The following is a 20,145-nucleotide window of genomic DNA, read 5'->3' on the forward strand; positions in this document are numbered from 1 at the left end:
GCGGTATTCGCACGGCGGGCCACCGGCCGGGTCAGTCGGCGTACCTCGGGTGCACCAGCGTCGACGGGGGCAGCCCCCGCACCCGGGTGCGGGACGCGGCTCGCGCGTCCGCCCGCAGGGACGCCCGGGTCAACGTGCTCAGCCGCGGCTCGCGCGGGTCCAGGGTCAGGGCCGGAGGGGTACGGGCGGCGAGGACGAAGCCCCAGTCGCGCGGGGCCCGGGACCCGTTCGGCGAGCGGTCGGGGCCCGCCGCGAAGCCGGAGGCGCGCCCGCCGACGCGGTAGGGCACCGTGCGCAGGTCCGCCGACCGTATCGTCGCCTCGACCGTCCAGAAGACCCATGGGCGGGACGTCACCGGGCCCGCGTGCACCACCAGGCGCCCCCCGGGCGCGAGGACGCGGCGGGCGAGGCCGTAGAACTCCTGCGAGTACAGCTTGGTGCTCGCGGTGATGCCGGGGTCGGGGAGGTCCGCGACCACCACGTCGTACGTCCGCCGCGTGTGCCTCAGCCCGCAGAACACGTCCGCGGTGCGCACACGGACGCGTGGGTCGGCGAGGGCGTGCCGGTTCAGGGCGGACAGGGCCGGGTCGCGGAGGGCCAGCCCGGTCACCGCGGGGTCCGGCTCGATCACGTCGACCCGCTCCACTCCCGGGTGCCGCAGCACCTCGCGCACCGCGAGGCCGTCGCCGCCGCCGAGGACGAGCACGCGTGCGTGCGGTCCGCCGCTCATCGCGGGGTGCACCAGCGCCTCGTGGTAGAGGCGCTCGTCGCGGCTGCTCACCCGCAGCCGGCCGTCGAGGAAGAGGGCGAGCGGACGGCCGCGGGTGCCGCCGGTCAGGACGACCTCCTGGACGCCGGTGCGCAGCGCGACCCGCACGTCCCCGCCGTACACCGCCTGGCGTGCCGCCCGTTCGAAGTCGTCGACCAGCGCGGCCGCCGTGGCGAGCAGGCCCAGTACGACGATGTTGGCGACGAGGAGCAGCCAGCGGCCGCGCCGGCTCAGGTCGCGCCGGAACAGTCCGAGGACCAGCGCGCCGCCCGCGACCGCGTTGACCGCGCCGGTGAGCAGGGTGCCCGTCAGCTGGCCCAGCAGGGGGAGCAGGAGGAACGGGAAGGCGAGGCCGCCGACCAGCGCGCCCACGTAGTCCGCCGCGAACAGGTCGGCGACCGCGCGGCCCGCGTCCTGGCGGCGGATGCGCTGGATCAGCTCCATCAGCAGCGGCACCTCGGCGCCGATGAGCAGGCCGATCGCCAGCGAGAAGGCGACCAGCAGGCAGCGCGGCCCGGCCGACCAGGGGCCGCCCCAGTCGCCGGTCCAGGCGAAGACCGCGTACAGGGCCATCGCGCTGCAGCCGCCGATCAGCGCGAGCACCGTCTCGACCGTGCCGAAACCGGCCGCGGCACGGCAGCGCAGCCGCTTCGCGGCGAGCGAGCCGACCCCCATCGCGAAGACCATCACGGAGAGCACGACGGATGCCTGGGTGACCGAGTCGCCCATCAAGTACGAGGCGAGGGCGACGAGTTCGAGTTCGTAGACCAGACCGCAGGCGGCGCAGACGAACACGCCGGCGAGGACGAGGAACCGTCCGGTGCCGGGACGCACGGGCAGCCGCGCCGGGCTCTGGCCGCCCTCGACCCAGGAGGCCGGGGCGCCGGGTGGAGCGGGCGCGTGCGGTTCGATCACGGTCGGAACGCTACGTCACGCTTGCACGACGCTTTGTCACCCACACGTGTGGTCCTGCGAGGTTGTGGGGCGTCCGGCACGGCTGTACCCGTCCTCATGCGCGGGAGGGGTTCAGCCGCGCCTCGGGGCGGTCGGAGCGTGCCGTCGGCGCCCGCACGCCCACCCGTGTCCGCGTCGCCACCAGCTGGCCGTCCTGTGGGTAGGCGTGCCATGTGCGCCAGTGGACCTGGCCCTCGTGGCGCTGGGCCAGCAGGGCCGTGAACGCGTGCGGGCTGCCGGGGAAGACGCCGGCCAGGCCGTTGGGATGGTCGGAGACCAGGGCCAGCAGCTCCTGGGCGCGGCCCGCGAAGGACCGGGGGGACAGCACCTCGACCCGGGACGCGAACTCGTACTCCCAGTCGCCCACCCGCTTGGCGACGCCCAGGGGCAGCGGGGTGCTGGAGCCCGCGATGCACGCCACCGTCTCCGAACAGCTGCCCCGCTCCTCCTCCAGGAGTACCTGGTGGGATGCGCCGAGGAGTCTCAACTGAAGCTGCGCGCCGGCAAGTTCCAGATCGAGTGTGGCGAGTGCCGGCAGCGGCTCGCGGCCCAGGGTCCAGGCGAGGTCGGCCGCACGCGTGTCGGTGTAGGAGGTGTTCAGGGTCGTGAGCATGGATCGGCTCCGCTAGCACGCAAAAGTGGGGAGGGATTCCGGCGCGCCCCGGCCGGGCACCGCGGGTGCGGCCGGCTCAGCCGGTCGGGCGCGACGTCCGGGTCGGCCCGGTCGGGCGGAACGCCTGCGGGTCGGTGGCCGCAGGGCGTCCGGGGGGCTGCGTTGGTGGTTGAGAGGGAATCATGAACTGTGGCGCCCCCACAGCGTTTTTACCCAAGTTCGTAGGGTTTCCATCCCACCGAGGGCTCAACAGCGCAATTGTTCAACTATGTTGTGCGCCTGGAGTGTTGATATGGGCGCTGTACGCCCCATTGCGGCGGATCCTTGGGAGCGCGCCCGGCGCACAGCGCCCTGGCGTGCGCCTACACGCTCCCCCTATCGGGTGACTCGCTCCCGAACGGCTGACGGGTAGGGGGCGCACAGGCCGAATGCCCGCCGGCGTACTTCCCGGCGGGCACTCAGCGCACCCGGATGCGTTTCCCCCGCGGAGCTCGGCTGCCCCGTGTCAGCTGCCTCCGCCGCATCCGCCCCCACCGCACGACGAGTGGCCCCCGCCGCACGAGTGGCCCCCACCACAGGAGTGGTGGCCGCCCGAGTGGTGCCCCCCCGAGTGGTGACCGCCCGACGACGAACCGCCGCCGTCGCCCGCCCACCAGCTGCTGCCGCCGCCGCCGTCGCCGCCGCTGCCGCTGCCGCCGGACCGCGCGATCCCCCGCGTGCGCGTCCGCGACCCGTGGCCCCGGGACCGCGATGCCGCCGTCCTGGAGCCACGGCCGGCCACCGCGACGAGCGTCACGACGGCGATAATGACGAGCGCCAGGATGATGCCGAAGGTCATGGCGTCGCCCCCTTTCGAATCCCCCGATGCGGCCCCCCGTGGGCCCCTCTTCCTCGGTGCGTGAACGGGGGATGCCCCCGCGTCACACCCGTCAAAGCAGAGTTGAGGAACTCCAGAGCTTCGGCGCAGGATGGCGGCCATGACCTCCAGTGCGCGCCCCCTCCTCAACCGCCGGCTCACCGAGTTCGGAACGACGATCTTCGCCGAGATGTCCGCCCTCGCCGTGAGCACCGGGTCCATCAACCTGGGCCAGGGCTTCCCCGACACCGACGGCCCCGAGGAGATCCGCGAGGCCGCCGTCCGGGCACTGCGCGACGGCCGCGGCAACCAGTACCCGCCGGGGCCGGGCGTCCCCGAGCTGCGCACGGCCATCAGCGACCACCAGCGCCGCTTCTACGACCTGGCCTTCGACCCCGACACGGAGGTCCTGGTCACGGCGGGGGCGACCGAGGCGATCGCCGCGACCCTGCTCGCCCTCCTGGAGCCCGGGGACGAGGTGATCGCCTTCGAGCCCTACTACGACTCCTACGCCGCCTGCATCGCCATGGCCGGCGCGAAGCGCGTACCCCTCACCCTGCGCGCCCCGTCCTTCCGCCCGGACCTGGACGAACTACGCGCCAAGATCACCCCGCAGACCCGTCTCCTGCTCCTCAACACCCCGCACAACCCGACCGGCACGGTCCTCACCGCCGAGGAGCAGGGCGCCATCGCCGCGCTCGCCATCGAACACGACCTGCTCGTCGTCACCGACGAGGTCTACGAGCACCTCGTCTACGAAGGCGCGCACCACCCCATCGCGGCCCTGCCCGGCATGCGTGAACGCACCGTCTCCATCTCCTCCGCCGGCAAGACCTTCTCCTTCACCGGCTGGAAGGTCGGCTGGGTCACCGCGAACGGCCCGCTCGTCGCCGCCGTCCGCACCGCCAAGCAGTTCCTCACCTACGTCAGCGCGGGCCCGTTCCAGTACGCGATCGCCGAGGCCCTCCGTCTGCCGGACGCGTACTTCGACGACTTCCGCGCCGGCCTCCGCCGCAGGCGTGACCTGCTCGGCGACGGCCTGCGCGCGGCCGGGTTCGAGGTCCACCAGCCCCAGGGCACGTACTTCATCACCACGGACATCACCCCCTTCGGCGAGAAGGACGCCTACGCCTTCTGCCGCGCGCTGCCCGAACGCTGCGGCGTCGTCGCCATCCCCAACTCCGTCTTCTACGACGACCCCGACGCCGGCCGCACCCAGGTCCGCTTCACCTTCTGCAAGAAGGAGGACGTCCTCCGGGAAGCCGCCGACCGCCTGCGACGCCTGGCGTCCTGATCCGGCGAGAGGCGCCCAGGCCCGGGGTGAGGGCCCGAGGACGGGTGGCCTCTCGTCGCCCCCCGCGGGACCGACGTCGCCGTCCTTCCACCCGGGGGGAGCGCTCGCATCGGATGCGGATGCGGATGCGGATGCGGATGCCGGAGCAGAAGTGAGGGCGGATGGCGCCGTCCGTGGGGCTGGCGACGCCTGCGAGGAACCCGGCGGGCTGACGGGGCCTCACCGGCCGGTAGCAGCACCACCGTCCCGTCCGCGGGCGGCGCGCCGGGTGCCGCGGATTCGTACCCGCACGGCCGCGCAATGCTCGCAGATCGGTCCTGAGCGACGCATCGTTCCGGTGTGACCCACGCCAGTACCGTCCCCGCTCCCCCCGTCCAGCGGCCGGGGAACCACGACCGTGCCCGTCCGGCAGGGCGCGGGCTGCGGCTGCCGACGACGGCCGCCGCCGCGCTCGGTCTGTTCGCCGCCGCCCGTCTGTGCGGCGGCCTCGTCCTCGCCGTCATCGCCCAGGCCTGGGACAAGCCGCCCCTGCTGCTGCTCGGGCACTCCTGGGACTCGGTCTGGTACCTGAGGATCGCCGCGCACGGCTACGGGCTCACGCGCCTCGGCCGCACCGGCGTCCAGAGCGACCTGGCGTTCTTCCCGCTCTATCCGGGGCTGGTCCGCGCCCTCACCGCCCTCACCCCGCTCGACGGCGTCGCCGCGGGACTGCTGGTGTCGTGGACCGCCGCCGCGGTCGCCGCGTTCGGGATCCACCTGCTCGGCGCGAGGCTGCACGGCCCCGCCGTCGCCACCGTGCTCGTCCTACTGTGGGGCCTGCTCCCGCACTCCGTCGTGCTGTCGATGGCGTACACCGAGCCCGTGCTGACGGCGTTCGCCGCCTGGTCGCTGTACGCGGTCCTCACCCGGCGCTGGGTGTGGGCGGGCACCCTGGCGGCGCTCGCCGGCCTGACCCGGCCCAACGGCGTCGCGGTGGCCGCGGCGGTGCTCGCCGCGGCCGGGCACGAGGTGTGGCGGACGCGCGGCCGCGCGGTCACCCACAGGCTGTGGACGGGCGCGGCCCTCGCACCGCTCGGCTGGGCCGGCTATGTGCTGTGGGTGGGCCACCGCAAGGGTGATCCGCTCGGCGGCTACTTCACCGTGCAGCGGCTGTGGGGCTCGCGCTTCGACTTCGGGCGGGGCGCGCTGCACTTCGCCGGGCACATGCTGCTGCACGGCACCCGGCTGCTGTTCCCGATGGCGCTGGTGATCGTCGCGGTCAGCACCGTGCTCTTCGCGCTGCTGCTGGTGGACCGCGCCCCGCTGCCGCTGGTCGTCTACAGCGGAGCCCTGCTGGTGATCACGCTCGGCGGCTCCGGTTTCTTCGAGTCCAAGCCGCGCTTCCTGCTGCCGGCGTTCCCGCTGCTCATCGTGGTGGCGCGGGCGCTGGTGCGGACGGCGAGAGCCCGGCCCTGGCACGCCGTCGTGGTGGCATGCGCCCTGGCCGGGCTCTCGTTCGTCTACGGGGCGTATCTGGTGGTACTCGGCCGGTCACCCCTGTAGCCGGGCCGGCTGCCGGGGCCGCGGCTACTCCTCGTCGTCCTCGGGCTTGTCGCCGTCGACCTCCTCCGCGAGGCCGAGCTGCTCGACGAGCCACCGGTCGAACTCGATGGCGGCCCGCACCCAGCTGACGGTCGACGAGACGAAGTGCTCCAGGCTCACTCCGGTGCCGATCAGCATCTGCGCCTCACCGATGAGGCGGACGGTGCCGTCGTCGTGCGTGTGGCTGTAGACCTTGGGCCACAGGGTGCGCCGGTTCCAGTCGTCGATGGACTCCAGCAGCTGCGGCTTCTCGTCGATCTTGTGCGGACGGTCGTAGAACGTGCGCACCGAGAAGACCTGCTGGTCGCCCTCACCGCGGAACATGAAGTACGTACGGAACTGCTCCCACGGCGCGACGAGGTCTCCCTCCTCGTCGACGAGGTGCTTGAGCTCCATCTGGTCGAGGAGCTGCTTCACGAGGTCCTGATCCGGAACCACGGGGCCCGCCGGTCCTTGCGGCTGCGGTTCGGGCTGGCCCCCGAAGTTCGGAATCGAGGACGGGTCGATGCTCACCGTGTTCTTCCCTTCGTACGGATTACGCCATCCTCCCCCATGCGGGGCGGGGGGTGGCAAGCCCGGACGGGTCGTGTCCGCCGGAGGCTGACAGGATGTGGCTGGTCTCCGCCGTCCGGGGGAGACGAGGGGGTGGATGAGGGTGCGCGCGATCCTTTGGGGCCTGTGGTGGCTGTGCGCGGCTTTCGTGGCGGTGTGCCTGGCGGGTGCGGGGTGGGTGGTGTACGCCTACGCGCGGCACGGGGAGGACGCGTTCGGCTCGGCCGAGAAGGTCGACTGCGCCGAGGTCATCCACGTCGCGCGCGCCGCGGACCCCGTGGGCATGAGCGACGAGGACTGCACGCTGTACGACTCGGCACACCGGTCGTACGACGGCAGCTGGCGGATGTCACGCGCCGGGGTGGCCGACTGGCTGAAGCAGTCGTACCCGGGCCTGCGACCGTCGGCGCCGTGCGGCGCCGACCTGTGCATGAACCTCCGCAACGAAGCGCCGCCCGAGGCCAACCGGGTGTGGCTGTGGGTGGAGTACGAGGGCGGGGACACCGCCCTCGTATCCCTGGAGGTCTCCTCGGCCTGACGCCCGGTCAGAGGGTCTTGCCGGACGACGCCGGGCCCACGATCAGCCCGTCGCCGGCCCTGTCCACGCGGACCGTGTCTCCGTCCTTGACCTCCCCGGCCAGGATCTCCTTGGCGAGGCGGTCGCCGATGGCGGTCTGCACCAGACGGCGCAGCGGCCGGGCGCCGTACGCCGGGTCCATGCCCTCGTCGGCCAGCCAGGCCAGGGCCTCGGGCGTGATCTCCAGGGTCAGCCGCCGCTCGGCCAGGCGCTGGGCCAGGCGGTCGATCTGGAGCCGGGCGATCCGGCTCAGCTCGTCCTTCGTCAGCGCCGAGAAGACCACCAGGTCGTCGAGCCGGTTGAGGAACTCCGGCTTGAAGGAGGCGCGGACCACCTCCAGGACCTGCTCCTTCTTCTCCTCCTCGCTGGTGATCGGGTCCACCAGGAACTGGCTGCCCAGGTTCGAGGTCAGCACCAGGATCGCGTTGCGGAAGTCGACCGTGCGGCCCTGACCGTCCGTCAGGCGGCCGTCGTCCAGCACCTGGAGCAGGATGTCGAAGACCTCCGGGTGGGCCTTCTCCACCTCGTCGAGCAGCACGACGCTGTACGGGCGCCGCCGCACCGCCTCGGTGAGCTGGCCGCCCTCCTCGTAGCCGACGTATCCGGGCGGGGCGCCGACCAGCCGGGCGACGCTGTGCTTCTCGCTGTACTCCGACATGTCGATGCGGACCATCGCCCGCTCGTCGTCGAAGAGGAAGTCGGCGAGCGCCTTGGCCAGTTCGGTCTTGCCGACACCGGTGGGGCCGAGGAAGAGGAACGAGCCGGTCGGGCGGTCCGGGTCGGCGATGCCCGCCCGGCTGCGCCGCACGGCGTCCGACACCGCGCGCACGGCCTCGCCCTGCCCGATGAGCCGCTTGCCGATCTCCTCCTCCATCCGCAGCAGCTTCTGCGTCTCGCCCTCCAGGAGGCGTCCGGCGGGGATGCCGGTCCAGGAGGCGACGACGTCCGCGATGTCGTCGGAGCCGACCTCGTCCTTCACCATCGTGCCCCTCGATGCCTCCTCCTCCGCCTCGGAGGCGGCCTCCAACTCCTTCTCCAGGCCCGGGATCTCGCCGTACAGCAGCTTGGAGGCGGTGTCGAAGTCGCCGTCGCGCTGGGCGCGTTCGGCCTGGCCGCGCAGGTCGTCGAGCCGCTCCTTCAGCTCACCGACGCGGTTGAGGGACTGCTTCTCCTTCTCCCAGCGGGCGGTGAGGCCGCGCAGCTCCTCCTCCTTGTCGGCGAGGTCGCGGCGCAGCTTCTCCAGGCGCTCCTTGGACGCCTGGTCGGTCTCCTTGCTCAGCGCCAGCTCCTCCATGCGCAGCCGGTCGACGGCCCGCTGGAGTTCGTCGATCTCCACCGGGGACGAGTCGATCTCCATGCGCAGCCGGGAGGCCGCCTCGTCGACCAGGTCGATGGCCTTGTCGGGCAGGAAGCGGGAGGTGATGTAGCGGTCGGAGAGGGTGGCCGCGGCCACCAGCGCGCTGTCCGCGATCTGCACCTTGTGGTGGGCCTCGTAGCGGCCCTTGAGCCCGCGCAGGATCGCGATGGTGTCCTCCACGGTGGGCTCGGCGACCAGCACCTGCTGGAAGCGCCGCTCCAGGGCCGCGTCCTTCTCGATCCGCTCGCGGTACTCGTCGAGGGTGGTGGCACCGACCATGCGCAGCTCACCGCGCGCCAGCATCGGCTTGAGCATGTTGCCGGCGTCCATGGCGGAGTCGCCGCCGGCCCCGGCGCCCACGACGGTGTGCAGCTCGTCGATGAACGTGATGATCTGGCCGTCCGACTCCTTGATCTCGGCGAGGACGGTCTTCAGGCGCTCCTCGAACTCACCGCGGTACTTCGCGCCCGCGACCATGGCGCCCAGGTCGAGCGCGACCAGCCGCTTGTCCTTGAGGGACTCGGGCACGTCGCCCTTCACGATCCGCTGGGCGAGCCCCTCGACGACGGCGGTCTTGCCGACGCCCGGCTCGCCGATGAGGACCGGGTTGTTCTTCGTACGGCGGGACAGCACCTGCACCACACGGCGGATCTCGTGGTCCCGGCCGATCACCGGGTCGAGCCTGCCCTCCCGCGCGGCGGCGGTGAAGTCGGTGCCGAACTTCTCGAGCGCCTTGTACTGGCCCTCCGGGTCCGGGGTCGTCACCCGGCGTCCTCCCCTGGTCTTCTGGAACGCGTCCAGCAGCTTCTTGGCGTCGGCCCCCTGCCGCGCGAGCACCTCGCCGGCGGCGCCGCCCTTCGCGGCGATGCCGATGAGCAGGTGCTCGGTGGACAGGTACTCGTCGCCGAGGTCCTTGGCACGCTTGCTCGCGTCGGCGATCACGGCGAGCAGTTCGCGGTTGGGCTGGGGCGGCGCGACGGTCGAACCGGTCACGCTGGGCAGAGCGGCGAGCACGCGCTCGGCGCCGGCGCGCACGGACGCCTGGTCGGCGTCCACGGCGGCCAGCAGGTCGATGATGTTCTCGTTGTCCTGCCCCTCGAGCAGCGCGAGGAGCAGGTGGGCGGGGGTGAGGTCGGGGTGCCCCTCGGACACGGCCCGCTGGGTGGCCGCGTTGATCGCGTCCCGGCTCCTGTTGGTCAGCTCGGCGTCCACGTTCGCCTTCTCCTTCTCGCGTCGGCCCGCGCTCAGCTGTCGTCCTTGTTCTCGTCGACTCTGACTAGAGCAACGTAACAAAGTTGAGTCTATTCCACTCAAGGCGTCGAACGGGAGGGGGAACGGCTAAGTTCCGGGCCATGGCCACGCACTCCGTAGACCCGGGCTCGCCCGACGCCCCGTACCTCAGGTTCTGGCGGGAACGGCACCTGTGCACGCTGACGACCCTCCGCGCGGACGGCAGCCCGCACGTCGTACCGGTCGGCGTGACCTACGACCCCGGGGCAGGACTGGCCCGGGTGATCGCCGACAAGGCGAGCGCGAAGGTGGGGCATGTGGCGGCCGCCGGGCCGGAGGGGGCGCGGGTGGCGGTCTGCCAGGTGGACGGGCGGCGGTGGGCGACGCTGGAGGGCCGCGCGCGGGTCTCGGCGGATCCGGAGCGGGTCGCGGAGGCGGAGCGGCGCTACGCCGAGCGCTACGGGCGGACACCGCGGCCCAACCCGTCACGGGTCGTGATCGAGATCGCCCTCACACGGGCACTGGGACACGGCTGATTCCAGCCACCCTCGGATGCCGGCGATACCGGGAGGTCTCCCCGCAAACTGCAGCGGCGTCACCGTGTTCAGGTCACGGTGACGCCGCTGCGGGGGGAAGCACCTGAGCGATCTGTTACGACGGGGGAATCGCGTCAGGCACTGCGGGGGGTGGCTGAGATGGTTCTTACTTCCGTACTGTCCGGCTCGGCCAGCTGGTGGTCGCGCCGGTCCAGGTTCACAAAGATCATTCCGTATCGAATGGCGCACCGCACGGGCTGCGGCGCCCCCCGAGGCCGCCGCAGAAGCCGGTACGCCCGCACGTCCTCGTCCTCGTCACGGGTGACGACGACGGGCTCCCCGAACACGGTCACCATCAACGAGTCACCGCTGTGCGGGACGGCGGTGGCCAGGTCGATGAAGTGCCATCCGGAGCGGTAGGCGGTGGCCATTTCACGCCGGAAGGAACGGTCGTCGGGAGGAATCGTCATACGTCTGCGTCCAGGGGAAGAGCGTTCCAGCCACTGTCCGCCGGGGTGGCCACCTGCACGGCGTTCCAGCCGCTGTCCGCTGGCACGGCGTTCCAGCCGCTGTCCGCCGGTATGGCGTTCCAGCCGCTGTCCGCCGGCACGACGTTCCAGCCGCTGTCCGCCGGCACGACGTTCCAGCCGCTGTCTGCCGGTATGGCGTTCCAGCCGCTGTCCGCCGGTATGGCAGTCCAGCCGCTGTCCGCCGGCACGGCCACATCCACGGCGTTCCAGCCGCTGTCCGACTGGACCACCGATCGGGTCTGCCCGGCATCAAGAACCGAGCCGCTCTGAGCACCGAGAACCACTGCGGCGGAGAAGACGGCTGCAAGCACTGAACCAAGCAATCTCGGTCGCATAGTCGGCTTCGTCCTCACTTGATGGAATCCTCTCCCCCGCAGCACAAGACGATGGCTCATTCAGGCACGTCAATGCCACAGGGGCGATGCATCATGTTCCTGCACGTTCAGGACCCTGGGGGGTGGAGAAATGGCAACACACAACTCAAAACCGACACATCCCCACGCTGTCACTGAGTTGTGCGACGACGGAGCACGGCTTTACGCCAACGCGCTGCGCTCCGGACGGATCACGCGTTCCGAGGTGGAACCGGCGCCGTGCCTGCTGGAGTTCGCGCTGCTGCATCCGGATCCGGACGACGCGAACTGGCTGCGGCCGGTTCCCCCCTCCGTGGCGCTCGCCCAGCGACTGCACCCACTGGAGCGCGAGATACAGGAACGCCGGCGCCAGACCATCGAACTGACCGAATCCTTCGACCCGTTCATCGCCATCAGCACGCAGAGCCCCCAGGCGAGCCTCCACTCGATCACCGTGCTGGAGGGCTTCGAACGGATCAACACGGCACTCAACTCGGCCACCGCCGAGTGCCACACCGAGATGCTGACGGTACAACCGGGCGGCGGCCGACCCACGGACGCCCTCATGGAGGCCCTGGAGCGCGACCGGCCGCTGGCCGACCGCGGCGTCACCATCCGCACCCTGTACCAGCACACGGCCCGGCACAGCCAGAGCACCCTCGCCTACGTGGACCGCATCTCCGACGGCAAGATCCAGGTCCGCACCCTGGAGGAGCTGATCGAGCGTCTGATCGTCTTCGACCGCACGGTCGCCTTCATCCCGGCCAGCGAGGACCGGCGCGTGGCCCTGGAACTGCGCCACCCCGGCCTGGTGCGGTATCTCGCCATGGTCTTCGAGCAGTTGTGGCAACGGGCGGTGCCGCTGACCGAAGAGGTGCCCAACGCCGTCGACCCCAACGGCATCACGGGAGTGCAGCGCTCGATCGCCAAGCTCCTCATAGAGGGCCACGTCGACGAGGCGATCGCGCGGCGCCTCGGCATGAACGTCCGCACCTGCCGCGCCCACATAGCCAAGATCGCGGCGGTCCTGGGCAGCGGCAGCCGGGCCCAACTGGGCTATCTCATCGCACAGTCGGGGATCCTGGAGCAGGGCGACTGATTGGCGGGATCCGATCGGTGGCGCAACGGGCCCCCGGGCAAGGGCGCGTGGCCGCCCGCAGGGGGAAGGCTCGTGGCCGCCGGCCGGGTGAGGGTGCCTGGCCGCCCGCGAGTGAGGGCGCCTGGCCGCCCGCGGGCGAGAGCCCGTGACCACCCGCCGGGTGAGGGCGCCTGGCCGCCCGTGTGGAAGGGCGACGGCCCGGCGCGGGCGAGGCGGGCGACCGGGGCCCGTGGTGTCCGCCGCGGCCGTGGTGCGCGGGTCCTTCCAGCCGTCGCGGCGCCGCCGTGCCGCCGTGGCCGCGCCGCGGGCCCTGACGGCCGTCGTGCGGCCCCACGGCCGGCTCTGCGCGGGACTTGACGGCCGCCCCCGCCGCCCACGGCTGGCGCGGCGCGGGCCCCCGGTCCCGCGGACGGCGCGGTGCGGGGGCCTCGGCCCCGCGGCGGCAGCGCGGCCCGGAGACCGCCTCGCCCCCACGAGAAGCCGCAGGCGCCCTCGCTCCGGCGCGCGAAGCAGGCGAAGCAGGCGAAGCGGCCGAAGCAGCCGAAGCAGCCGAAGCAGCCGAAGCAGCCGAAGCGGACGCGGCGCGGCCGGCTCAGAGATCGGCCGGGGATTCCGGGGCGCCCGGAGCGGTGACCCGGAGCAGTTCCGGCGCGTGCGGGGGACCGTCCAGGCCCGCCTGGGCGATGCGCACGCCGAGCTGCGTACGGCTCGCCGCGCCCAGGGTCTCCGAGAGACGGGCGATGTGCGCGCGGCAGGTGCGGACGCTGATGCCCAGACGTTCGGCGACCACCGCGTCCTGGTGGCCCTCCGCGAGCAGCGCCGCGATCGAGCGCTCCCGGTGGGTGATGCCGTCGATGCCCGTCTCCGGGAGCGGGGAGGTGAGCGGGATCCCCAGGCGCCACAGCCGCTCGAAGACGGTCACCAGGTAGTCGACCACCGCGGGGTGGCGCAGCTCAAGCGCGATGGTGCGGTCGGAATTGGCGGGGATGAAGGCGACCGTGCGGTCGAAGAGGATCAGGCGCTCGGGCACCTCGTCGAGGGTGCGCGCCTCGGCCGCGTCGCCCATCAGCTCCATGTAGTTGTGCAGACCCTGGCCGTGCCGGGCGACATGCGTGTACAGGTCGCGCATGCGCACCCCGCGCCGGCGCATCTCCAGCGCCCGGTGCAGGCCCTCGGAGAGTTCGTCCTCGCGGCGGATGCCTCCCGGCTGCACCGTCAGCACCTCGCCGGTGCACCGCTCGGTCGCCTGGTCCATGGCGGCGCGGATGCGCGGCAGTCCGTCCAGCACACGGATCGCGACCCCCTCCACGGGGCCCTGCCGACGGCCGCCGAGCCCGGCGTACCACTCGACCGCCGCCACCGTCGTCCCGACCCGCGCCTGGCTCGCGCTGACCTCCTCGTACACGCCCTGCAGCAGCCGCGTCATCACCTCCTGCGGGGAGGTCGGCACCAGCCAGTCCATGTCGTCGGGGTCCGGGTGCAGCAGCGCCAGGTCGAGCAGGCAGGGCACCGGCTCGGCGTCGGCGCGCGGCACCCGCCCCCGGCGTACGGCCCGGGAGTACACACGGTTCCCGGCCTCGCAGAGCCGGTCAGCGCCGTGCGTATGCGCGTCCGTCCCGTGCCCGGCCATCTCCCACCCCTGGCTCCAACTCCTGGCTCCAGCGTCCCTGCGCCACGCAGCTCACCGGCAACGTCCTCGAACGTCCTCGACGCGCGCCGGACGCGCGCCGTCCACGCCGCGCCCCACACGCCTTCGCAGCGCAACTATGCGCGGCCGTGCCCGCCTCCGCAACACGGGTTGACCGCCACAACGCCCGTAATTCACCTGATACATCCGGGATCCTCCCCACCTCCGGAACTTCCCTTGCACCGAGCGGATGGGGGGCGGGGTCGGCAGGCCCGGACACGACGGCGCCCGCGACGCGGTGCGATCGCGGGCGGCGAGGAATTGCACAAGCGAACAGAGACGGAAACGGGGAACAGGAACAGGAACAGGAACAGGAACGGAGGCGGGGAACAGGAGCGGAAACGGGGCCGGGAAGCGGTCGAGGAAGAGCGGGCGGGCCGGTGGAGGGAGGACCCGCCCCGCGCGCTACTTCAGCCCGATCGCCTGGCAGTCCGACTTGTACCTGGCGGTGCAGATGTCCTTCACGGTGTAGATCTCGTCCTGGAGCACCGTGTCCTCGATGTTCTCCCTGGTCAGGGCGACCACGGGCACGAGCATCGCCGGGATCCGCTTCTGCGTCGGGCTGTCGACCTTGTCCCGCGTCAGCGCGTCGAACTCGATCGAGCGGCCCTGGACCTTCGCCACCGCCATCTCCGCGGCGCTGGTCGCCTCCTGCGGGTACGACTTGTATACACTCATGTACTGGTCGCCCGCGACGACCCGCTGCACCGCGGCGAGCTCCGCGTCCTGGCCGGTCACCGGCGGGACCTTGTTGACCCCCGCCTCCTTCAGCGCGTCGATGACGGCGCCGGCGATACCGTCGTTCGCGGAGTAGACCGCGGCGATGTTGTTCAGCCCGACGGCCCGGATCGCCTCCGCCATGTTCGCCTTGGCGGCCTCCGGCTTCCAGTCCTTGGTGTCGTACGTCTTGACGATGTTCACCTTGTCCTTGAGTTCGCTGAGCGCGCCCTCCTTGAACTGCGCCGCGTTCGGGTCGGTGACCGAGCCGTTCATCATGATGATCTTGCTGTACGACGCCTTGGCGCCGAGCGCCTCGACCAGGGAGCGGCCCTGCACCTGGCCGACCAACTGGTTGTCGAAGGAGATGTACGCGTCGATCGGGCCCTGCGCGAGCCGGTCGTAGGCGATCACCGGGATGCCCGCGTCCTTGGCCTTCTTGACGCCCGGCGCGATGGCCTTGGCGTCCACCGCGTCCACGAGCAGCACGTCCACCTGGTCGTCGATCATCTGGTCGAGCTGCTTGCTCTGCTCGGCCGCGTCCGCGTCCGCGTTGGCGTAGACCACCTTGCCCTGGCCGTGGGTCAGGGCCGTGATCTCCTTCTTGATGATGGGGTAGTCGAACTTCTCGTAGCGCGTGTTCTCCTTCTCGGGCAGAAGGAGACCCACCGTGATGTCGTTGCCCTTCTTCGGCGTCACGGGGGTACCACCCGTGTCGGCCCCGTCCATGACGCCGCATGCGGCCAGCGAGAGAGCCGACGCGGACGCGGCCAGGGCTATGGCGGCACGACGCACAGCGGTCCTACGAGGAGTACGAGTGTTCACATCAGGTGCCTTCCGGGCGGAGAGGGGGGTGGCTTTGAGACCCAAGTGGCTGAAAGCCAACGCGGCGACGGTATACACCGTCAAGAAGTAGGCGTTAACGAGATGGCAACGGCATCGTTGTGGGGGTCAAGTGAAGACAAAGAGCGTCATGTGAGCATGTGCCGCCCGCACATCTTCGTGACCTGAAGACACCGCTCCCCGCGCACACCGGAACGTGACTCGCCGGTCGACGGTCCGTCACGACGGCACGTCCGGCGCCGCCCCGGCTTTCCTTCGTTCCGGCCGCACACGGCAAAGGGCCCGGAGGTCGTCCGCCTCCGGGCCCTTGAGATGAGATGCCGTCAGTCCGTCTGCTGCTGCCGCTTCGGCCGCCACACCACCAGCGCGCTGGTCTGCTGGACCTCCTGGTACGGCACCAGGTCGCGGCGGTACGAGGCGTGCACCGCCGCCTCGCGCTGCCGCATCGCCGCGGCCGCGCCGTCCAGCGCGGCCTCCAGCTCCGCGACGCGGGACTGGAGCGCGGCGACCTGGTTCTCCAGTTCGATGATGCGCTTGATGCCGGCCAGGTTGATGCCCTCGTCCTGCGACAACTGCTGCACCTGGCGGAGCAGTTCGATGTCGCGGGCCGAGTAGCGCCGGCCCCGGCCGGCCGTGCGGTCCGGGGAGACGAGGCCGAGGCGGTCGTACTGCCGCAGCGTCTGCGGGTGCAGGCCGGAGAGCTGGGCCGCCACCGAGATGACGTAAACCGGGGTTTCCTCGGTCAGTTCGTACGGATTGCGTCGACGGCCGTCCATCTGGTCATGCTCCCTTCGCGGCCTGGAACAGCTCCGCCCGCGGGTCCTCCCCCGCGGTTGCTTCGCGATACGCCTCCAGCGCGTCACGAGCCTTCCCCGAAAGGTCCCTGGGGACACTCACCTCGACCGTCACCAGCAGGTCGCCGCGCGTGCCGTCCTTGCGGACCGCACCCTTGCCGCGCGCACGCATCGTGCGCCCGTTCGGCGTGCCCGGAGGCAGCTTCAGCGTCACCGGGGGCCCGGCCAGCGTGGGCACCCGGATGTCGGCGCCGAGCGCCGCCTCCGTGAACGTCACCGGCACGGTCACCGTCAGGTTGTCGCCCTTGCGGCCGAACACGGGATGCGCGGCCACGTGGACGACCACGTACAGGTCGCCGGCCGGGCCGCCCCGCTCGCCGGGCGCGCCCTTGCCGCGCAGCCTGATGCGCTGGCCGTCCGTGACACCCGCGGGGATGCGGACCTGCATGGTCCGGGACGACTTCGCCCGGCCGCTGCCCTTGCACTCGGGGCACGGGTGCTCCGCGATCAGGCCGCGGCCCTTGCAGTCCGGGCAGGGGTCGGTCAGCGAGAAGCCGCCGCCCGAGCCGCGCGCCACCTGCCCGGTGCCGACGCAGGTCGGGCACACGCGCGGTGTGCCGTTCTTGTCGCCGGTGCCCGAACACGCCTTGCACGGCGCCTGCGAGGACATGCGCAGCGGCACGGTCGCGCCGTCCACCGCTTCCATGAAGCTCAGCGTGACCTCGGACTCGATGTCCTGGCCGCGCCGCGGCTGCGTCCGCGTGCCCGCGCCGCCGCCACCGCGGTTGAACAGGCCCCCGAAGACGTCACCGAGTCCGCCGCCGAAGCTCCCTCCGGCGCCGCCGCCCTGGCCGCCCTGGCCTCCGAAGAGGTCACCCAGGTCGAAGTTGAACGAGCCGCCGCCCGCCCCGGGGCCGGGGCGGAAGCCGCCGTTGCCGAAGAGGGCGCGGGCCTCGTCGTACTCCTTGCGCTTCTTGGGGTCGCCGAGGACGTCGTTCGCCTCGGAGATCTCCTTGAAGCGCTCCTCGGCCCTGGCGTTGCCCTTGTTGGCGTCCGGGTGGAACTCGCGGGCGAGCTTCCGGTACGCCTTCTTGATCTCGGCCTCGGTGGCGTCCTTGGGGACGCCGAGGACCTTGTAGTAGTCCTTCTCGATGAAGTCCTTGGTGCTCATCCCCGACGTCCCTCCTTCCTCACGCCCGACCGGTGCACACCGGCGTGTACGTCAGCCCTCGTCCGGGCCACCGCTCTCCTTGTCCTCGCCCGCCTCGGCCGCCTCGTCGGCCTTGACCGTCTGAGCACCCGGCTGCGGCTCCGCCACCGCCACCCGCGCGGGGCGGATGGTGCGCTCGCCGAACCGATACCCGGGCTGCAGAATCGCCACGCACGTCGTCTCTGTGACGTCCGGCGCGTACGAGTGCATCAGCGCCTCGTGGATCGTCGGGTCGAACGGCTCGCCCTCCTTGCCGAACTGCTGCAGCCCCATCTTCGCCGCGACGGTCTCCAGCGATTCGGCGACGGACTTGAAGCCGCCGACGAGTTCGCCGTGGTCCCGCGCGCGGCCGATGTCGTCGAGCACGGGCAGGAGCTCGGTCAGGAGGTTCGCGATGGCGATCTCCTTGACCGCGATCCGGTCGCGCTCGACGCGGCGGCGGTAGTTCTGGAACTCGGCCTGGAGGCGCTGGAGGTCCGCCGTGCGCTCGCTGAGCGCCGTGCGCACCTGGTCCAGCTGTGCCACCAGGCCTGCGGTCTGTGCGGTTGCGTCCCCCGCCGGGGCCGCCGCCTCCTCCGGGGAGGGGGAGGCGGCCTGCGGCTCGGCGTCATCAGGGGTGGCGCCGGAGGGGACGTCGGGCTTCTCCTCGAAGCCCGGGGTCTCCTCCGTCACGCGGCACCGTCCTTCCGCTCGTCGTCCACGATCTCGGCGTCGACCACGTCGTCGTCGGCCCGGGCCTCGGAGGCACCCGCGCCGCCGGCGGCCTGGGCGGCCTGGGCGTCGGCGTACATGGCCTGGCCCAGCTTCTGCGAGACGGCCGCGACCTTCTCCGTGGCGGTGCGGATCTCGGCCGTGTCCTCGCCCTTCAGCTTCTCCTTCAGGTCCGCGACGGCGGCCTCGACCTCGGTCTTGATCTCGCCGGGGACCTTGTCCTCGTTGTCCTTGAGGAACTTCTCGGTCTGGTAGACGAGCTGCTCGCCCTGGTTGCGGGTCTCGGCGGCCTCGCGGCGGCGGTGGTCCTCCTCCGCGTACTGCTCGGCCTCCTGCCGCATCCGGTCGACCTCGTCCTTCGGGAGCGAGGAGCCGCCGGTGACGGTCATCTTCTGCTCCTTGCCGGTGCCGAGGTCCTTCGCCGTGACGTGCATGATGCCGTTGGCGTCGATGTCGAAGGACACCTCGATCTGCGGGACACCGCGCGGGGCCGGCGGCAGACCGGTCAGCTCGAACATGCCGAGCTTCTTGTTGTACGCCGCGATCTCGCGCTCGCCCTGGTAGACCTGGATCTGCACGGACGGCTGGTTGTCCTCGGCCGTGGTGAAGATCTCCGACCGCTTGGTCGGGATCGTCGTGTTCCGCTCGATCAGCTTGGTCATGATGCCGCCCTTGGTCTCGATACCGAGGGACAGCGGCGTCACGTCGAGCAGCAGGACGTCCTTGACCTCGCCCTTGAGGACACCGGCCTGGAGCGAGGCGCCGATGGCGACGACCTCGTCCGGGTTGACGCCCTTGTTGGCCTCCTTGCCGCCGGTCAGCTCCCTGACGAGCTCGGCGACGGCGGGCATACGGGTCGAGCCGCCCACGAGGACGACGTGGTCGATCTCGTTGATGGAGATGCCGGCGTCCTTGATGACGTTGTGGAACGGCGTCTTGCAGCGCTCCAGGAGGTCGGCCGTCAGCTGCTGGAACTGCGCCCGGGTGAGCTTCTCGTCCAGGTGCAGCGGGCCCTCGGCGGACGCGGTGATGTAGGGCAGGTTGATCGAGGTCTCGGTGGAGGAGGACAGCTCGATCTTGGCCTTCTCGGCGGCCTCACGGAGGCGCTGGAGGGCCATCTTGTCCTTGCCGAGGTCCACGCCGTGGCCGGCGGCGAACTGCTTGACCAGGTAGTCGACGACGCGCTGGTCCCAGTCGTCACCACCGAGGTGGTTGTCACCGTTGGTGGCCTTCACCTCGACGACGCCGTCGCCGATCTCCAGGAGGGACACGTCGAAGGTGCCGCCACCGAGGTCGAAGACGAGGATGGTCTGGTCGTCCTTGTCGAGGCCGTAGGCCAGGGCGGCCGCGGTCGGCTCGTTGACGATGCGGAGCACGTTCAGACCGGCGATCTCGCCGGCCTCCTTCGTGGCCTGCCGCTCCGAGTCGTTGAAGTACGCGGGGACGGTGATGACGGCGTCGGTCACCTTCTCACCGAGGTACGCCTCCGCGTCCCGCTTCAGCTTCTGCAGGATGAAGGCGGAGATCTGCTGCGGGTTGAAGTCCTTCCCGTCCAGCTGGATCTTCCAGTCGGTGCCCATGTGACGCTTCACGGACCGGATGGTCCGGTCCACGTTGGTGACCGCCTGGCGCTTGGCCACCTCACCGACCAGCACCTCGCCGTTCTTGGCGAAGGCGACGACGGACGGCGTGGTCCTGGCGCCCTCGGCGTTGGTGATGACGGTGGGCTCGCCGCCCTCCAGAACGCTGACGACGGAGTTAGTCGTGCCCAGGTCGATGCCGACCGCACGTGCCATTTCGATTCCTCCAGCTGACTTGAGTGGAACAGGCTCAAGGATGCCCGAGGGATCGGGTCGGCGTCAACAGAGCTGAGTCACAGGGG

At 71.4% G+C, this 20,145-nt stretch carries 18 protein-coding genes; 5 read left to right on the forward strand and 13 right to left on the reverse strand.

Translation table 11 applies throughout. The features are described 5' to 3' along the window. Positions 1 to 31 precede the first annotated feature (31 nt). The 3 genes from ACZ79I_RS18790 to ACZ79I_RS18800 all read right to left on the reverse strand — a co-directional run bounded on the left by ACZ79I_RS18790 (position 32) and on the right by ACZ79I_RS18800 (position 3,174). Complete coding sequence (locus tag ACZ79I_RS18790) at positions 32 to 1,684, reverse strand: polyamine aminopropyltransferase (RefSeq protein ID WP_471498671.1); 1,653 nt, start codon at positions 1,682 to 1,684, stop codon at positions 32 to 34. Positions 1,685 to 1,778: 94 nt separating this feature from the next. Continuing rightward, positions 1,779 to 2,336, reverse strand: coding sequence for a DUF2617 family protein (locus ACZ79I_RS18795; RefSeq protein ID WP_471498672.1), 558 nt, complete (start codon positions 2,334 to 2,336; stop codon positions 1,779 to 1,781). 505 nt (positions 2,337 to 2,841) lie between these two features. Further along, positions 2,842 to 3,174 (reverse strand): hypothetical protein, encoded by a 333-nt coding sequence (locus tag ACZ79I_RS18800; protein WP_471498673.1) that lies wholly within the window; start codon positions 3,172 to 3,174, stop codon positions 2,842 to 2,844. 130 nt (positions 3,175 to 3,304) lie between these two features. On the opposite strand from ACZ79I_RS18800, the gene ACZ79I_RS18805 reads away from it, so the two are divergent. Both ACZ79I_RS18805 and ACZ79I_RS18810 read left to right on the forward strand, forming a co-directional pair. After that, entirely contained in the window at positions 3,305 to 4,486 is a 1,182-nt protein-coding gene (locus tag ACZ79I_RS18805) for a pyridoxal phosphate-dependent aminotransferase (RefSeq protein WP_471498674.1), read from the forward strand. Positions 4,487 to 4,825: 339 nt separating this feature from the next. Continuing rightward, positions 4,826 to 6,028 carry a mannosyltransferase family protein gene (locus ACZ79I_RS18810; RefSeq protein WP_471498675.1) on the forward strand — a complete coding sequence of 401 codons (1,203 nt, stop codon included), beginning with the start codon at positions 4,826 to 4,828 and terminating at the stop codon, positions 6,026 to 6,028. A gap of 24 nt (positions 6,029 to 6,052) precedes the next feature. Here the strand turns inward: ACZ79I_RS18810 and ACZ79I_RS18815 are convergent, their stop codons facing one another. Continuing rightward, on the reverse strand, positions 6,053 to 6,580 hold the full coding sequence (locus tag ACZ79I_RS18815; protein ID WP_471498676.1) for a YbjN domain-containing protein: 528 nt from the start codon (positions 6,578 to 6,580) through the stop codon (positions 6,053 to 6,055). Positions 6,581 to 6,722: 142 nt separating this feature from the next. On the opposite strand from ACZ79I_RS18815, the gene ACZ79I_RS18820 reads away from it, so the two are divergent. After that, positions 6,723 to 7,157 carry a hypothetical protein gene (locus ACZ79I_RS18820; protein ID WP_471498677.1) on the forward strand — a complete coding sequence of 145 codons (435 nt, stop codon included), beginning with the start codon at positions 6,723 to 6,725 and terminating at the stop codon, positions 7,155 to 7,157. Positions 7,158 to 7,164: 7 nt separating this feature from the next. Here ACZ79I_RS18820 and clpB read toward each other — a convergent pair whose 3' ends face one another. After that, positions 7,165 to 9,765 carry an ATP-dependent chaperone ClpB gene (clpB, locus tag ACZ79I_RS18825; RefSeq protein ID WP_471498678.1) on the reverse strand — a complete coding sequence of 867 codons (2,601 nt, stop codon included), beginning with the start codon at positions 9,763 to 9,765 and terminating at the stop codon, positions 7,165 to 7,167. Positions 9,766 to 9,905: 140 nt separating this feature from the next. On the opposite strand from clpB, the gene ACZ79I_RS18830 reads away from it, so the two are divergent. Then, positions 9,906 to 10,319, forward strand: a complete 414-nt coding sequence (locus tag ACZ79I_RS18830) for a pyridoxamine 5'-phosphate oxidase family protein (RefSeq protein ID WP_471498679.1) — start codon at positions 9,906 to 9,908, stop codon at positions 10,317 to 10,319. A gap of 134 nt (positions 10,320 to 10,453) precedes the next feature. Here ACZ79I_RS18830 and ACZ79I_RS18835 read toward each other — a convergent pair whose 3' ends face one another. Both ACZ79I_RS18835 and ACZ79I_RS18840 read right to left on the reverse strand, forming a co-directional pair. Beyond that, positions 10,454 to 10,789 carry a hypothetical protein gene (locus ACZ79I_RS18835; protein WP_471498680.1) on the reverse strand — a complete coding sequence of 112 codons (336 nt, stop codon included), beginning with the start codon at positions 10,787 to 10,789 and terminating at the stop codon, positions 10,454 to 10,456. Next, positions 10,786 to 11,079 carry a hypothetical protein gene (locus ACZ79I_RS18840; protein ID WP_471498681.1) on the reverse strand — a complete coding sequence of 98 codons (294 nt, stop codon included), beginning with the start codon at positions 11,077 to 11,079 and terminating at the stop codon, positions 10,786 to 10,788. The genes ACZ79I_RS18835 and ACZ79I_RS18840 overlap by 4 nt, the downstream gene beginning before the upstream one ends. Positions 11,080 to 11,314: 235 nt before the next feature. Here ACZ79I_RS18840 and ACZ79I_RS18845 point away from each other — a divergent pair, with 235 nt between their 5' ends. After that, positions 11,315 to 12,301: a helix-turn-helix transcriptional regulator gene (locus ACZ79I_RS18845; protein WP_471498682.1), complete on the forward strand. Its 987-nt coding sequence runs from the start codon at positions 11,315 to 11,317 to the stop codon at positions 12,299 to 12,301. Positions 12,302 to 12,893: 592 nt separating this feature from the next. Here ACZ79I_RS18845 and ACZ79I_RS18850 read toward each other — a convergent pair. The 6 genes from ACZ79I_RS18850 to dnaK all read right to left on the reverse strand — a co-directional run bounded on the left by ACZ79I_RS18850 (position 12,894) and on the right by dnaK (position 20,059). Continuing rightward, positions 12,894 to 13,931, reverse strand: a complete 1,038-nt coding sequence (locus ACZ79I_RS18850) for a helix-turn-helix transcriptional regulator (protein ID WP_471498683.1) — start codon at positions 13,929 to 13,931, stop codon at positions 12,894 to 12,896. 462 nt (positions 13,932 to 14,393) lie between these two features. Further along, a complete protein-coding gene (locus ACZ79I_RS18855; protein ID WP_471498684.1) occupies positions 14,394 to 15,530 on the reverse strand; it encodes a sugar ABC transporter substrate-binding protein in 1,137 nt (378 codons plus the stop codon). A gap of 341 nt (positions 15,531 to 15,871) precedes the next feature. Then, positions 15,872 to 16,324 carry a heat shock protein transcriptional repressor HspR gene (locus ACZ79I_RS18860; RefSeq protein ID WP_381084320.1) on the reverse strand — a complete coding sequence of 151 codons (453 nt, stop codon included), beginning with the start codon at positions 16,322 to 16,324 and terminating at the stop codon, positions 15,872 to 15,874. Between the two features lie 4 nt (positions 16,325 to 16,328). Continuing rightward, the gene (gene dnaJ / locus ACZ79I_RS18865) at positions 16,329 to 17,513 is read right to left on the reverse strand and encodes a molecular chaperone DnaJ (protein WP_471498685.1); all 1,185 of its coding nucleotides are present in this window, start codon (positions 17,511 to 17,513) and stop codon (positions 16,329 to 16,331) included. Positions 17,514 to 17,564: 51 nt separating this feature from the next. Continuing rightward, on the reverse strand, positions 17,565 to 18,224 hold the full coding sequence (gene grpE, locus ACZ79I_RS18870) for a nucleotide exchange factor GrpE (RefSeq protein ID WP_471498686.1): 660 nt from the start codon (positions 18,222 to 18,224) through the stop codon (positions 17,565 to 17,567). Continuing rightward, positions 18,221 to 20,059, reverse strand: a complete 1,839-nt coding sequence (gene dnaK, locus ACZ79I_RS18875; protein ID WP_471498687.1) for a molecular chaperone DnaK — start codon at positions 20,057 to 20,059, stop codon at positions 18,221 to 18,223. The genes grpE and dnaK overlap by 4 nt, the downstream gene beginning before the upstream one ends. Positions 20,060 to 20,145: the final 86 nt, after the last annotated feature.

The organism is Streptomyces sp. PSU-S4-23, assembly GCF_055632315.1.

Bases quoted from the DNA above. Each gene is read 5' to 3' on its own strand.
- ACZ79I_RS18795 (WP_471498672.1), bottom strand. From the start codon at position 2,336: ATGCTCACGACCCTGAACACCTCCTACACCGACACGCGTGCGGCCGAC.
- ACZ79I_RS18800 (WP_471498673.1), bottom strand. From the start codon at position 3,174: ATGACCTTCGGCATCATCCTGGCGCTCGTCATTATCGCCGTCGTGACG.
- ACZ79I_RS18805 (WP_471498674.1), top strand. From the start codon at position 3,305: ATGGCGGCCATGACCTCCAGTGCGCGCCCCCTCCTCAACCGCCGGCTC.
- ACZ79I_RS18830 (WP_471498679.1), top strand. From the start codon at position 9,906: ATGGCCACGCACTCCGTAGACCCGGGCTCGCCCGACGCCCCGTACCTC.
- ACZ79I_RS18835 (WP_471498680.1), bottom strand. From the start codon at position 10,789: ATGACGATTCCTCCCGACGACCGTTCCTTCCGGCGTGAAATGGCCACC.
- ACZ79I_RS18845 (WP_471498682.1), top strand. From the start codon at position 11,315: ATGGCAACACACAACTCAAAACCGACACATCCCCACGCTGTCACTGAG.
- ACZ79I_RS18850 (WP_471498683.1), bottom strand. From the start codon at position 13,931: ATGGCCGGGCACGGGACGGACGCGCATACGCACGGCGCTGACCGGCTC.
- ACZ79I_RS18860 (WP_381084320.1), bottom strand. From the start codon at position 16,324: ATGGACGGCCGTCGACGCAATCCGTACGAACTGACCGAGGAAACCCCG.
- dnaJ (WP_471498685.1), bottom strand. From the start codon at position 17,513: ATGAGCACCAAGGACTTCATCGAGAAGGACTACTACAAGGTCCTCGGC.
- dnaK (WP_471498687.1), bottom strand. From the start codon at position 20,059: ATGGCACGTGCGGTCGGCATCGACCTGGGCACGACTAACTCCGTCGTC.